The following is a 13,612-nucleotide window of genomic DNA, read 5'->3' as shown; positions in this document are numbered from 1 at the left end:
CTTCGCGCGCCCGGCCGTCATCGCCCCGGGCCCGGACAGGAGACCCCCATGCACGCCGCAGTCGTCCACTCCTTCAGTGCCCCGCCCCGGTACGACACCGTGCCCGAGCCCGTCGCGACCGGTGAGCACGAGATCCTGGTCGATGTCCTGGCGGCCGGTCTGCACCCCCGGGTGCGCTCCGCCGCCGACGGGAGCCACTACACCTCCGACGGCACCCTGCCGATGGTGCCCGGCATCGACGCGGTCGGCCGCACCCCCGACGGGGGACTCCTCTACTTCGTCGCCGCCGACTCCGCGCCGGGCACCATGGCGGAGCGGGCCGTCGTCGACCGCCGCCGCGCCATCACCCTGCCGCCCGGCACCGACCCCGCCGCCGTCGCCGCCGCGATGAACCCCGGGATGTCCTCCTGGGTCGCACTGCGCCGGCGTGTCTCCTTCCGGCCCGGCGGCTCCGTCCTGGTCATGGGCGCCACCGGCAACGCCGGACAGCTCGCCGTCCGCATCGCCCGGCACCTGGGAGCCGCCCGCGTCATCGGTGCGGGCCGGGACCCGGAGCGGCTCGCCCTGGCCGAGAGCCTGGGGGCGGACGAGGTGGTCGCGCTCGACGGCGACGACAAGGAGGTGGCCGACCGGCTCGGCCGCGCCGCCGCCGACGTGGATGTCGTCCTGGACTATCTGTGGGGGCCGCCCGCCGTCCTGGCCATGACCGCGCTGCTCACCGCCCGGACCGGCCGCTCCAAGGCGCTCGCCTGGGTGCAGATCGGCTCCATGGCCGGCCAGGACATCACTCTGCCGTCGTTCCTGCTGCGCGCGGGAAACCTGAACATCCTGGGCAGCGGCCAGGGCTCCGTCACGACCGCCGGCATCCTTGCCGAACTGCCCTCCCTCGCCGAGGAGGTCGCCTCAGGCGCGCTGGCCGCGGATGTCCTGCCGATGCCGCTCGACCAGGTCGAGCGGGCCTGGAACACCCCGGTCGCCCCGGGCCGCCGCGTCGTCCTGACGCCGTAGGGCGCCCTACGGAACCCGGGCCGTCCACGCCTGGGTGGCGAACTTGGTGCGGACGAGCTCCTCGGCGGCGGTCAGCTCCTCGGGGGTCACCCGCCCCTGGGTCAGCCCGTGCCGATTGCGGAACGACTCGATCATCCGCTCGATGACGGCCTGACGGGGCAGCCCGGTCTGCCGGCGCAACGGGTCGACGCGCTTCTTGGCGCTCCTGGTGCCCTTGTCGGACATCTTCTCCTTGCCGATGCGCAGGACGTCCAGCATCTTGTCGGCGTCGATGTCGTACGACATCGTCACGTGGTGCAGCACCGCGCCGGGCCCGCCGTCCGGCCCCACCACCCGCTTCTGCGCGGCCCCCGCGATCTTCCCGACCTCGGTCGCGATGTCGTTGAGCGGCTGGTACCAGGCCTTGATCCCCATGTCGCCCAGCGCTTCGAGCACCCAGTCGTCCAGATAGGCGTAGCTGTCGGCGAAGGACAGCCCGGAGACCAGGGACTGGGGGACGGCCAGCGAGTACGTGATGGTGCTGCTCGGCTCCGCGAACATCGCGCCGCCGCCGGAGACGCGCCGGACCACCGTGACCCCGTGGCGCTCGGTGCCCGCCGGGTCGACCTCGTTGCGCAGCGACTGGAAGCTGCCGATGATCACCGCGGGAGAGTCCCACTCCCACACCCGGAGCGTCGGCGGGCGGCGCCCCGCGGCGACCTCCGCCGTGATGACCTCGTCCAGGGCCATGTGGAGCGCGGGGGACTGCGGGGCGTCGTGGATGAGCTGCCAGTCGTAGTCGCTCCACTCCGTGGCATGCGCCAGCGCCCGGCGCACGGCCACCGCCACGCCCTCCGAGGTCAGCCCGAGCATCACCGTCGACGGGGGCAGCGCCGCGTCGATCCTGGCGGCCAGGCCCACCGTGTCCGTGGTGGCCGGGGCGCCCTCCAGTGCCGCGTCGATCGCGAGGATCGCCTCGTCCGGTTCCAGGAAGAAGTCACCGGCGACCCGGACGTCCCGCAGCGCCCCGCCCCGGACGTCCAGGTCCACCACGACCAGCTTGCCGCCCGGGACCTTGTACTCACCGTGCACAGTCTTGCCTCCGTATCCGTCCGGCCCGTATGCCGACGCATGGGCTCCGACCAGGCACAACGCCCCCGCCGTGAGGTTTAGTCCGCCGATTGCACAGCGGCGGACCCGGTGTCGCCGGTAAGCGCTTGCGTACAAATCATGATCTATCCGGGCCGTTTGATACGGCGGTATTGCGACGTCGTGGCGGGACCGGTCCAGACCTGGTGCCGGCGCCGGAGCCCGGTCCAGACTGGCGCTCGCACATACGTGCTCACGCACTCCTCCCCACGTTCTCCGACCCCCCAGAAAGCACCACCGCGCATGCAAACGTCCCCCAGACCCGGCGCCTTCGCGGCGCACCTCCTGTGCGCGGTGAGGAGGTGCCGCCCGTGCTGCGCTATGTGACGCGCAAGGCGACGGGCTGGCTCCTCATGATCGTGGTGGCGACCAACGCCACCTACTTCCTGGCCAGTTGGTTTCTGGACCCGCGGGCGAACTTCAAGGAGCTGCGGCCCGTCCGCACCGAGGCCCAGATCGACCGGGCCCTCGCGCCGTACAACCTGGACCCGCAGGTGCCCGTGGTGCAGCGGTGGTGGGACTGGTTCACCTCCGTGGTCGTCCACTTCGACTGGGGGAAGTCACCGACGGGCGTCTCCGTCAACGGCGAGATCGGCTACCGCTCGCTCGTCAGCGCCGAACTGGTCGTCATCGCGACGATCCTGTCCGTCGTCGTCGGGGTGGCCCTGGGCGTGTACACCGCGTCCCGGCAGTACGGCTGGGCCGACCGCTTCACCCAGGCGGTGTCCATCGCGGTGTTCAACGTACCCACCTCCGTCGCCGCGCTCGCCGTGGTCTTCGTCGCCATCTGGCTCAACCAGCACGCCGGGCTGCACTTCCTCTACGTCGCCGGGGAGAACTCGCCCAACGTCGAGGGACTGCTCCCGACCGTCGGGGACCGGCTGCTGCACCTGATCCTGCCGACCCTGACCCTGACTCTGATGGGGTACGTCGGCTACCACCTGACGCAGCGTTCGCTCCTGCTCGACACGATCAACGCCGACTTCGTGCGCACCGCCCAGGCCACCGGGCTCACCCGTGCCCAGGCGATCCGCCGGCACGCGCTGCGGACCGCGCTCATCCCGACGGCGACCTCCGTGGCGTTCAGCGTGCCGGCCATCTTCACCGGCGCCATCATCACCGAGACGATCTTCGGCTGGAACGGCATGGGCCGCTACTTCATCCAGACCATCAGCAAGAACGACGTGCACGGCGCGGTCGCCACGGCCGCCTTCGCCGCCGCCCTGACCGCGATCGGCGCGATCCTCGCGGACATCGCCACGGTCTTCCTCGACCCGCGCGTGAGGGTGAGCTGACATGACCGCCGACCTGACCACCGGCGCCGCCGCCGACCGGCTGCCCGCGACCGTGCCGCCCGCTCCGAAGGACGGGCGCAACCTCGGCCTCGCCCGGCTCTACCTGAGACGCTTCCTGCGCAACCGCCTCGCCGTCGTCGGCGTGGTCATCTTCGTCCTGCTGGTGCTCTTCAGCCTGTTCGGCGGGCTGTTCACCCCGTACGCGTACTCCGACGCCGACTTCGCCGCACTCACCCAGCCGCCGAGCGCCACCCACTGGTTCGGCACCAACCAGGGCGGCAACGACATCTACGCCTCGGCCGTGCACGGGCTCCAGCGCTCGCTGGCCATCGCCGTGAGCGTCTCCGTCCTGACCATCGTCGTCGCCGCCGTCATCGGCTCCAGCGCCGCGTACTTCGGCGGCCGGGCCGAGAAGGCGACGCTCGCCGTCATCCACTTCCTGCTGATCGTGCCCTCCTTCCTCATCCTGGCCCTGGTCTCCCACCGCCTCGCCGGCGACTGGCGGGTCCTCATCGTCGTGCTGACGGTGTTCGGCTGGATGTCCACCGCCCGGGTGATCTGGTCCGTCTCGACCTCCCTGCGGGAGCGGGACTACGTGACGGCCGCCGAGTTCATGGGCGTGAAGCCGCTGCGCATCATCCTGCGCCACATCATCCCCAACCTCGGCTCGCTCCTGATCGTCAACCTGACGCTCGGCGTGGTCGCGACCGTGCTCAGCGAAACCGCCCTGTCGTTCCTCGGGTTCGGCGTCCAGACCCCGGACGTCTCCCTCGGCACGATGCTCGCCGACGGCGCCGGCACCGTCACCAGCGCGCCCTGGCTCTTCGCCTACCCCGCGGGCCTGGTCGTCCTGCTCACCGTGTCGATGACCTTCGTCGGCGACGGACTGCGCGACGCCCTGGACCCCACATCCGTGACCGGTGCGGCAGGAGGCCGACGATGACCCTGGCGACGACCCTGTCCAAGGCCCCGCCGCCCGGCGACGCGGGCACCCCCGTCCTCTCGGTGCGGGACCTGAGGATCTCCTTCCCGTCCGAGGCCGGCCCCGTCGAAGCGGTGCGCGGCGTGGACTTCGACCTCCTGCCCGGCCGCACCCTCGGCATCGTCGGCGAGTCCGGTTCCGGCAAATCGGCCACCGCCATGGGCATCATGGGCCTGCTGCCGCCCTCCGCCACCCTGAGCGGGCAGGTCCTGCTCGGCGGCCGGGACCTGGTCGGCCTCGGCGACAAGGCGCTCTCCGCGATCCGGGGCAACGCCATCGGCATGGTCTTCCAGGACCCGCTGTCCGCGCTCACCCCGATCTTCACCGTGGGCCGGCTGCTCTCCGACGCCCTGCGCGTCCACCAGGACCTGACGAAGCGGGCCGCCTGGGACCAGGCTGTAGAACTGCTCGACCTCGTCGGCATCCCGGACCCGCGCGAACGGGCCAAGTCCTTCCCCCACGAGTTCTCCGGGGGCATGCGCCAGCGCGTCGTCATCGCCATGGCCATCGCCAACAAGCCCTCCGTCCTCGTCGCCGACGAGCCCACCACCGCCCTCGACGTCACCGTCCAGGCGCAGATCCTCGACGTGCTGCGCCTCGCCCAGAAGGAGACCGGCGCCGGACTCGTCCTCATCACCCACGACCTCGGCGTCGTCGCCGGGCACGCGGACGACATCGCCGTCATGTACGCGGGCCGGTTCGTGGAGCGGGCGGGCGTCGACGAGCTCTTCGCACGGCCCGTCATGCCCTACACCGCCCGGCTGCTGGCCGCCGTCCCCACCGTGGACAGCGGGGTGCACCGGCCGCTGGTCCCGATCGGCGGCGAACCGCCCGCCCTCGTCGGCCTCCCGGTCGGCTGCCCCTTCGCCGGCCGCTGCGCCGTCGCCCTCGACGACTGCCGCACCGACGAACCCGCCCTGCGCGAGGTCACCGGGCACGGCCATGCGGCGTGCCTGCGCGCCGACGAGATCGCCGACGGGTCGCTCGACCCGGCCGGGAACGCCGAGCCGGTCGAGACCGCCGGTCCCGAGGTCCGCCCCGCCGGGGAGGTGGTACTGCGGGTCGAGGACCTGGTCAAGACCTTCCCGGTCACCAAGGGGGCCGTCCTCAAGCGCCGGGTCGGCACGCTGCGGGCGGTCAACCGGGTGGGCTTCGAGCTGCGGGCCGGGGAGACCCTGGGCCTGGTGGGGGAGTCGGGCAGCGGCAAGACCACCACGCTGCTGGAGATCCTGCGCCTCAAGCGGCCCGAGAGCGGGCGCATCGAGATCGCCGGAACCGACGTCGGCGCGGTGGGATCCGCCGCGCGCGTCAGGGAGCTGCGGCGGGACGTACAGATCGTGATGCAGGACCCGCTGGGCGCGCTGGACCCCCGGCTGCCCGTCTACCAGCTGCTCGCCGAACCCCTCCAGGCCATCGGGCGCGACCGCGAGTCGATCCGGGCGCGCATCCATGAACTCCTCGCCCTGGTCGGCCTCGACGACTCCGTGAGCGACCGTTTTCCGGCCGCGCTCTCCGGCGGCCAGCGCCAGCGCATCGGCATCGCCCGCGCCCTGGCGACGGAGCCGAAGCTGCTGGTCCTCGACGAGCCGCTGTCCGCGCTGGACGTGTCCGTGCAGGCGGGCGTGATCAACCTGCTGGCCCGGCTCAAGCGCGAACTCGGCCTCGCCTACCTGGTGGTGGCCCACGACCTCGCCGTCGTCCGGTACATCTCCGACCGCATCGCCGTGATGTACCTGGGCCACATCGTGGAGACCGGGGACACCGAGACGCTGTTCTCGGACCCCCGGCACCCGTACACCCGGGCGCTGCTCTCGGCCATTCCCGTCCCCGACCCGCAGCGCGAACGCACCCGCGAGCGCGTCGTGCTGGAGGGCGAGCAGCCGAGCGCCGCCCGGCTGCCGGCGGGCTGTGTGTTCGTCGACCGCTGCCCGCTCCACCGCACCGCCGACGAGACAGTGCGCGCACGTTGTCGTACGGAGCGCCCCGCGCCCACCGAGGCGGCGGGGCAGCCCGGCCACACGTACGCCTGTCACGCCGTCTGAGGCCGTTCCGCCCCCCACGGGCACCTGTCCCGCCCACCGATCCAGAAGGAACCTTTCCGCCATGCGCGCAAGACTGGCCCTGCCCGTCGCCCTCATCGCCGCCGTCTCCGTCGCCGCCACCGCGTGCTCCTCGTCCTCCGGGGACGACGGCTCCGGAGGGGCGAAGAAGGACGCCCCCAAGGCCGCGTCGGCCGCGGTCGACTACAACCCCCAGCCGTACGAGAACATCAAGGACGGCGGCACCTACACCACCGCCGGGACCTTCGACGACCAGGGCAACCCGTTCAACGTCAACGCGACGCTGACCGCGTCCCGGGTCTGGGGCTGGTACAACGCCGACGCGATCACGTACTCGCCGACCGGTGAGGTGCAGTACAACCCCGACTACTACAGCGATGTGAAGGTCGCGGTCGAGGGCGGCAACCAGAAGGTCACGCTGACGATCAACCCGAAGGCCGCCTTCAACGACGGCACGCCGATCGACTGGAAGGCCATCGAGGCCACCTGGAAGGCCAACAACGGCTCCGACAAGGAGTTCGCCGCCTCCTCCACCGACGGCTACGACAAGATCACCTCGGTGGCGAAGGGCAAGGACGCCAAGCAGGCCGTCATCACCTTCAAGGGCGTCAACGCCTCCTGGTCCACCCTGTTCACCACCTTCCTGCACCCCAAGGCCGCCACCGTCGCCAACTTCAACAAGGCGTACGTGAAGAAGGCGCACCCGGAGTGGGGTGCGGGGCCGTACACGGTCGGCAAGTGGGACACCCACTCGGGCAACATCACCTTCGTCCGCAACCCGAAGTGGTGGGGCCGCAAGGGCAAGCTCGACAAGCGCGTCTACGTCAACCTGGAGTCGACCGCCGCCGTCAACGCCTTCAAGAACGGCCAGCTCGACTACACCTCCGCCGTCGACGCGGAGAGCCTCAAGCAGGTCAAGGGCCTCAAGGGCACGGAGATCCGCAGCGGCGGCAGCCCGTTCGAGTACTCGCTGTACTTCAACACCAAGTCGGCGGCCCTCTCCGACAAGACGGTCCGCAAGGCCGTCGAGCAGAGCGTGGACCGGGCCCAGATCGCGAAGATCCAGTTCCAGGGCCTCGACTACAAGGAGCCGCTGCCCGGCTCGGCTGTGCTCTACAGCTTCCAGAAGGGCTACGAGGACAACCTCTCGTCCGTCCTGAAGTACGCGCCGGACGAGGCGAAGAAGTCCCTGGACGCGGCCGGCTGGAAGCCCGGGAGCGACGGTGTGCGCGTCAAGGACGGCAAGAAGCTGGAGGTCGGCTACACCCTGCTGGGCGACGACCCGCTGGACAAGGCCATCGCGGGCGCCTTCGTCGCGATGCTGAAGCCGGTCGGCGTCAAGCTCGTGATCAAGAAGGCGGACGAGGCGGACTTCTCCAAGATCCTCAGCGACCGCAGGTTCGACATCTTCCTGGCCGGCAACCGCTCCATGGACCCGTTCGGCGCCCGCTACCTGTGCGACTTCTTCTGCTCGGACCGTGACTCCAACCTGACCGGTGCCGGTTCCCCGGCCCTGGACAAGGAGATCCGCGCGACCACCGAGATCGCCGACCTCGACGAGCAGATCGCCGCGGTCAACAAGGTCGAGAAGAAGGCGCTCCAGGACTACGCCTTCCTCCCGCTGTTCAGCGGCCCGTCGACCTACAGCGTGAAGAAGGGGCTCGCCAACGTCGGCGCGACCATCTTCTTCTCCCCGCTGCCGGAGACGATCGGCTGGCAGAAGTAGCACCGGCCCCGGAGCGCTCCGGGGGAGTCACCGCGTCCGCGCCGGTCCGCAGGCATGCAGTCAATGCCTGCGGACCGGCGCCGTGTTTTGCGGTCCTGTCGCTTCGACTCTTGATGGACGTCAGTGGTATGTACCAAGCTCTTGACACCCGCTTAGTTCACTTCTTAAATCACGTAGTGAACTAAGAGTTCCCGCTGTCGCACCCCGCACGCTGTACGTCACACGGCACCCCCACATCGGTCGGCGCAGCTCACGCACCTCCTCGCGCCCTGCATCTGTCATGCCTACGTCATTCACATATGTGACTTTCGTGTATATGGCAGATTCCCCTTCCTCCCCTCATGCACCGGAAGGGAGAGTCATGGACTCCCCACGCCGTACGCGGCGCCTGCTGCACTCCGTACTCCCGGCCCTCGCACTGGCCCTGGTCACGACCGCTCTCGCGGGCGGCGGCAACTCCGCCTCCGCGACCGTGACCCCGAAGCAGGAAACGGTGGCAGCCGCCGCCGTGACGACGTTCTCCGACGAGTTCGACGGCGCCGCCGGATCGGCGGTGAACGCAGGCAAGTGGCAGATCGAGACCGGCGACAACGTCAACAACCACGAGCGGCAGTACTACACGTCGGGCAACAAGAACGCCGCGCTGGACGGCCAGGGCCACCTGGTCATCACGGCCCGCAAGGAGAATCCGTCCAACTACCAGTGCTGGTACGGCACCTGCCAGTACACCTCCGCGCGGCTCAACACCTCGGGCAAGTTCACCCAGGCCTACGGGCATGTCGAGGCCCGCATGAAGATCCCGCGCGGCCAGGGCATGTGGCCCGCGTTCTGGATGCTGGGCAGTGACATCGGACAGGTCGGCTGGCCCATCTCCGGCGAGATCGACATCATGGAGAACGTCGGCTTCGAGCCCTCCACCGTCCACGGCACCCTGCACGGACCGGGCTACTCCGGCTCGGCGGGCATCGGCGCCGGCTACACCCTCCCCGGCGGCCAGGCGTTCGCCGACGCGTTCCACACCTTCGCCGTCGACTGGGCGCCCAACTCCGTGACCTGGTCGGTGGACGGCACCGTCTACCAGCGCCGCACCCCGGCCGACACCGGCGGCAACACCTGGGCCTTCAACAAGCCCTTCTTCCTCATCCTCAACCTCGCGGTCGGCGGCTACTGGCCCGGCGACCCCGACGGCAGCACCACCTTCCCGCAGCAGCTCGTCGTCGACCACGTCCGCGTCACGACCAGCGACAGCCAGCAGCCCGGCGGGGGCGGCACGATCACCGGCCTGGCCGGCAAGTGCGTGGACGTCGCGGCGGCGAACACCGCCAACGGCACCCCGGTCCAGCTCTACGACTGCAACGGCAGCAACGCCCAGCAGTGGACCGTGGGCACGGACGGCACGATCCGCGCCCTCGGCAAGTGCCTCGACGTCGCCTCGGGCGGCACGGCGGACGGCACCCCGGTCCAGCTGTGGGACTGCAACGGCTCGGCCGCCCAGCGCTGGGCCGTCAGCGGGGCGCGCGACATCGTCAACCCGCAGGCGGACAAGTGCCTGGACGTCACGGGCGACAGCTCGGCCAACTCCACCCGGCTGCAGATCTGGACCTGCACCGGTGCCGCCAACCAGAAGTGGACGGTGAACAGCTGATGAGCGACCACCTCTCGCGGATGCGCGTCCCCGCGCTGCGCGGTGTGCTCGGCGCGGGCGCGGCGGCCGTCCTGCTCGCCGGGCTGACCGGCACGCCCGCCATGGGCGCGGCGGCGGCCACCGGGCAGATCACCGGCCTGGGCGGCAAGTGCGTCGATGTCGCGGCGGCGGGCACCGCCAACGGCACCCCGGTCCAGCTCTACGACTGCAACGGCAGCAACGCCCAGCAGTGGACGGCCGGTTCGGACGGCACGCTGAAGGCGCTCGGCAAGTGTCTGGACGTCACGTCCGGCGGCACGGCGAACGGCACCACCGTCCAGCTGTGGGACTGCAACGGCTCGGCCGCCCAGCGCTGGACCCTCACCGCTGCCCGCGACATCGTCAACCCGCAGGCCGACAAGTGCCTGGACGTCACGGGCAACACCTCGGCCAACTCCACCCGGCTGCAGATCTGGACCTGCACCGGTGCCGCCAACCAGAAGTGGACGGCGCCCGCCGGCGGCGGGGGCGACCCGACACCGCCGGCCGGAGCGATGGCCGTCGCCCCGTACCTCTACAACGGCTGGGGCAGCCCGCCCAGCCCGGCCACCGTCATGAACGCCACCGGCGTCAAGTGGTTCACCCTGGCCTTCGTCCTCAGCAACGGCTACTGCAACCCGCAGTGGGACGGCGGCCGGCCGCTGAGCGGAGGCGTCGACCAGCAGACGATCAACACCGTCCGGGCGGCGGGCGGCGATGTCATCCCGTCCTTCGGCGGCTGGAGCGGCAACAAGCTGGAGAGCTCCTGCTCCAGCGCGGGTGAGCTGGCCGCCGCGTACCAGAAGGTCATCAACGCCTACGGGCTCAAGGCCATCGACATCGACATCGAGGCCGAGGCGTACAGCAGCGCCACGGTCCAGCAGCGCACCGTGGACGCGCTGAAGACCGTCAAGGCCAACAACCCCGGCATCAAGGTGTACGTCACCTTCGGCACCGGGCAGACCGGGCCCGACGACAGCCTGATCCGCAAGGCCTCCGCGTTCGGGCTGACCGTGGACAGCTGGACGATCATGCCGTTCGACTTCGGCGGGGCCGGCAAGAACATGGGCAACCTCACCGTGAGCGCCGCCGAGGGCCTGAAGAACACCGTCAAGAGCGCCTACGGCTACTCGGACGACCAGGCGTACCGGCACACCGGCATCTCGTCGATGAACGGCATCACGGACGACAACGAGACCGTCACCGTCGCCGACTTCCGCACCATCCTCGGCTACGCGCAGCAGCGCCACCTCGCCCGGCTGACCTTCTGGTCGGTCAACCGGGACCGTCCGTGCACCGGGGGCGGCGCCGACACCTGCTCGGGCGTCTCCCAGCAGCCCTGGGACTTCACCAAGGTCTTCGCCCAGTACGCCGGCTGACCGTCCGGCCCCCCCCCAGCGACCGAGCCTCCACCCGCCCAGGAGAAGCCGTGCTCAGATCCGTCCGAAGAAGACCCGCCGAGGGGCCGGCCCGCCCCTCACCGGCCCGCCGCAGGCGGGCGCCGGCCGCGCTGTTCGCGGCCGGCGCCCTGGCCGCCTCGCTGCTGGCCGCCGCACCCGCCCCCGCCGGGGCGGCCCCCCGTGCCGCAGCCGCGGCCCTGCCGACCGGCTGGGCCACCGTCGTCAACAGCGGCAGCGGCAAGTGCCTGGACGCCCGCGCCGCCGGGACCGTCAACGGCACCGCCGTCCAGCAGTACACCTGCAACAGCTCCACCGCCCAGCAGTGGAGCCTGACCGCGACCAGCGGCGGCTATGTGCGCATCAACAACCGCAACGACGCGGGCCAGGCCGTGGACGTGAGCGATGTGTCCACCGCCGACAACGCCGCCGTCCATCTGTGGGCGTACGGCGGCGGAAACAACCAGCAGTGGCAGCCGGTCGACGAGGGCGGCGGCGCCTACCACTTCGTCAACCGCAACAGCGGGAAGTGCCTGGACGTGCCCGCCGCCTCGACGGCCGACAGCGTCCAGCTCGTCCAGTACACCTGCAACAACTCCGCCGCCCAGCGGTTCCAGGTCACCCCGGTGACCACCGCACCGGGCGACGTCGACCTCGGCCCCAATGTGGCGGTCTTCGACCCGTCGATGCCCTCGGCCACCATCCAGGGCCGGCTGGACTCGATCTTCCGCCAGCAGGAGACCAACCAGTTCGGCAACCAGCGCTACGCGGTGATGTTCAAGCCGGGTACGTACAGCAATGACGTCAACGTGGGCTTCTACACCCAGGTGCTGGGACTGGGGCAGTCGCCCGACTCGGTGACGGTCAACGGGGCCGTGCACGCCGAGGCGGACTGGTTCCCGCCGCAGAACGCCACCCAGAACTTCTGGCGCGGCGCCGAGAACCTGTCGGTCAACCCGACCAGCGGCACCGACCGCTGGGCCGTGTCCCAGGCGGCCCCCTACCGGCGCATGCACGTGCGGGGCAATCTCGCCCTGGACGACGGCGGCTGGGCCAGCGGCGGCTTCATGGCCGACACCAAGATCGACGGCCAGGTCCGCTCGGGTACGCAGCAGCAGTGGATCACCCGCGACTCCACCCTCGGCAGCTGGACCGGTTCCAACTGGAACATGGTCTTCGTCGGCAGCCAGGGCGTCCCGGCCACCAGCTTCCCCAGCCCGCCCTACACCACGGTGAACCAGGCCCCGGTGGTCCGGGAGAAGCCGTTCCTGTACGTGGACGGCGCCGGCGCCTACCAGGTGTTCGTGCCGGCCCTCCGTACCAACGCCACGGGCACCACCTGGGCGGGCGGCAACGCGGCGGGCACCTCGATCGGCATGGACCAGTTCTACGTCGTGAAGGCCGGCGCCACCGCAGCGCAGATCAACGCCGCCCTGGCCGCGGGCAAGAACCTGCTGGTCACCCCGGGGGTCTACCACCTGGACCAGACCCTGAAGGTGACCAGGCCCGACACGGTGGTGCTGGGCCTCGGGCTCGCCACGTTCATCCCGGACAACGGGGTCACCGCCATGACGGTGGCCGACGTCGACGGGGTCAAGGTCGCGGGCATCCTCTTCGACGCCGGCACGACCAACTCGAACACCCTGATGGAGGTCGGTCCTGCGGGCGCCTCGGCGCGGCACGCGGCCGACCCGACCTCGCTGCACGACGTGTTCTTCCGCGTCGGGGGCGCGGCCGTCGGCCGGGCGACCACCAGCCTGGTGGTCAACAGCGACCACGTCATCGGCGACCACATGTGGATCTGGCGCGGCGACCACGGCAGCGGCATCGGCTGGAACAGCAACCGGGCCGACACCGGGCTCGTCGTCAACGGCGACGACGTGACCATGTACGGACTGTTCGTCGAGCACTACCAGAAGCACCAGACGGTGTGGAACGGCAACGGCGGGCGCACGTACTTCTACCAGAACGAGATGCCGTACGACGTGCCCGACCAGGCGTCCTGGATGAACGGCTCCACCCAGGGCTACGCCGCCTACAAGGTCGCGCCCTCGGTCACCAGCCACCAGGCGTACGGGCTCGGCAGCTACTGCTTCTTCAGCTCCAACCCGGGCGTGGCGGCCGAGCACGCCTTCGAGGTGCCGGACAGCCCGAACGTGCGGTTCCAGAGCATGGTGACCGTCTCGCTGGGCGGCACCGGGACCATCCGGCACGTCATCAACAGCCGGGGCGGACCCTCCAACTCCTCCTCGAACGTGGCCAATCTCGTCAGCTACCCCTGAGCGGCGCGACGTCCCCAGGACACACCGGGCCGGATCCGACGGAGTTCGGGTCCGGCCCGGCCCCCACTCGG

9 protein-coding genes are annotated in these 13,612 nt (G+C 70.7%); 8 read left to right on the top strand and 1 reads right to left on the bottom strand.

The annotated features are described in order from the left end of the window. The first annotated feature begins 48 nt into the window (after positions 1 to 48). Entirely contained in the window at positions 49 to 1,008 is a 960-nt protein-coding gene (locus RLT58_RS05155) for a quinone oxidoreductase family protein (protein WP_311309193.1), read from the top strand. Positions 1,009 to 1,014: 6 nt separating this feature from the next. Here RLT58_RS05155 and RLT58_RS05150 read toward each other — a convergent pair whose 3' ends face one another. Then, entirely contained in the window at positions 1,015 to 2,079 is a 1,065-nt protein-coding gene (locus RLT58_RS05150) for a lipoate-protein ligase LplAB (protein WP_311309192.1), read from the bottom strand. 368 nt (positions 2,080 to 2,447) lie between these two features. On the opposite strand from RLT58_RS05150, the gene RLT58_RS05145 reads away from it, so the two are divergent. The 7 genes from RLT58_RS05145 (at position 2,448) to RLT58_RS05115 (ending at position 13,541) form a co-directional block, all read left to right on the top strand. Next, complete coding sequence (locus RLT58_RS05145) at positions 2,448 to 3,431, top strand: ABC transporter permease (RefSeq protein ID WP_311309191.1); 984 nt, start codon at positions 2,448 to 2,450, stop codon at positions 3,429 to 3,431. Between the two features lies 1 nt (position 3,432). Next, positions 3,433 to 4,374, top strand: a complete 942-nt coding sequence (locus RLT58_RS05140; protein WP_311309190.1) for an ABC transporter permease — start codon at positions 3,433 to 3,435, stop codon at positions 4,372 to 4,374. Further along, a complete protein-coding gene (locus RLT58_RS05135) occupies positions 4,371 to 6,455 on the top strand; it encodes a dipeptide ABC transporter ATP-binding protein (protein ID WP_311309189.1) in 2,085 nt (694 codons plus the stop codon). The genes RLT58_RS05140 and RLT58_RS05135 overlap by 4 nt, the downstream gene beginning before the upstream one ends. A gap of 61 nt (positions 6,456 to 6,516) precedes the next feature. Further along, the gene (locus tag RLT58_RS05130) at positions 6,517 to 8,199 is read left to right on the top strand and encodes an ABC transporter family substrate-binding protein (protein ID WP_311309188.1); all 1,683 of its coding nucleotides are present in this window, start codon (positions 6,517 to 6,519) and stop codon (positions 8,197 to 8,199) included. Positions 8,200 to 8,560: 361 nt separating this feature from the next. Then, the gene (locus RLT58_RS05125; protein WP_311309187.1) at positions 8,561 to 9,844 is read left to right on the top strand and encodes a ricin-type beta-trefoil lectin domain protein; all 1,284 of its coding nucleotides are present in this window, start codon (positions 8,561 to 8,563) and stop codon (positions 9,842 to 9,844) included. Then, entirely contained in the window at positions 9,844 to 11,241 is a 1,398-nt protein-coding gene (locus tag RLT58_RS05120; RefSeq protein ID WP_311309186.1) for a ricin-type beta-trefoil lectin domain protein, read from the top strand. Before RLT58_RS05125 ends, RLT58_RS05120 begins: the two co-directional genes overlap by 1 nt. Positions 11,242 to 11,291: 50 nt before the next feature. Continuing rightward, positions 11,292 to 13,541, top strand: a complete 2,250-nt coding sequence (locus tag RLT58_RS05115; protein WP_399130929.1) for a pectate lyase-like domain-containing protein — start codon at positions 11,292 to 11,294, stop codon at positions 13,539 to 13,541. Positions 13,542 to 13,612 lie beyond the last annotated feature (71 nt).

The organism is Streptomyces sp. ITFR-16 (genome assembly GCF_031844705.1).
GTDB lineage: Bacteria > Actinomycetota > Actinomycetes > Streptomycetales > Streptomycetaceae > Streptomyces.
The sequence above is the reverse complement of the archived record's forward strand: the minus strand, read 5'-3'. Positions and strand labels throughout refer to the sequence as shown.

Coding starts and splice junctions, on each gene's coding strand:
- RLT58_RS05155 (WP_311309193.1), top strand. CDS start 49: ATGCACGCCGCAGTCGTCCACTCCTTCAGTGCCCCGCCCCGGTACGAC.
- RLT58_RS05140 (WP_311309190.1), top strand. CDS start 3,433: ATGACCGCCGACCTGACCACCGGCGCCGCCGCCGACCGGCTGCCCGCG.
- RLT58_RS05135 (WP_311309189.1), top strand. CDS start 4,371: ATGACCCTGGCGACGACCCTGTCCAAGGCCCCGCCGCCCGGCGACGCG.
- RLT58_RS05130 (WP_311309188.1), top strand. CDS start 6,517: ATGCGCGCAAGACTGGCCCTGCCCGTCGCCCTCATCGCCGCCGTCTCC.
- RLT58_RS05125 (WP_311309187.1), top strand. CDS start 8,561: ATGGACTCCCCACGCCGTACGCGGCGCCTGCTGCACTCCGTACTCCCG.
- RLT58_RS05120 (WP_311309186.1), top strand. CDS start 9,844: ATGAGCGACCACCTCTCGCGGATGCGCGTCCCCGCGCTGCGCGGTGTG.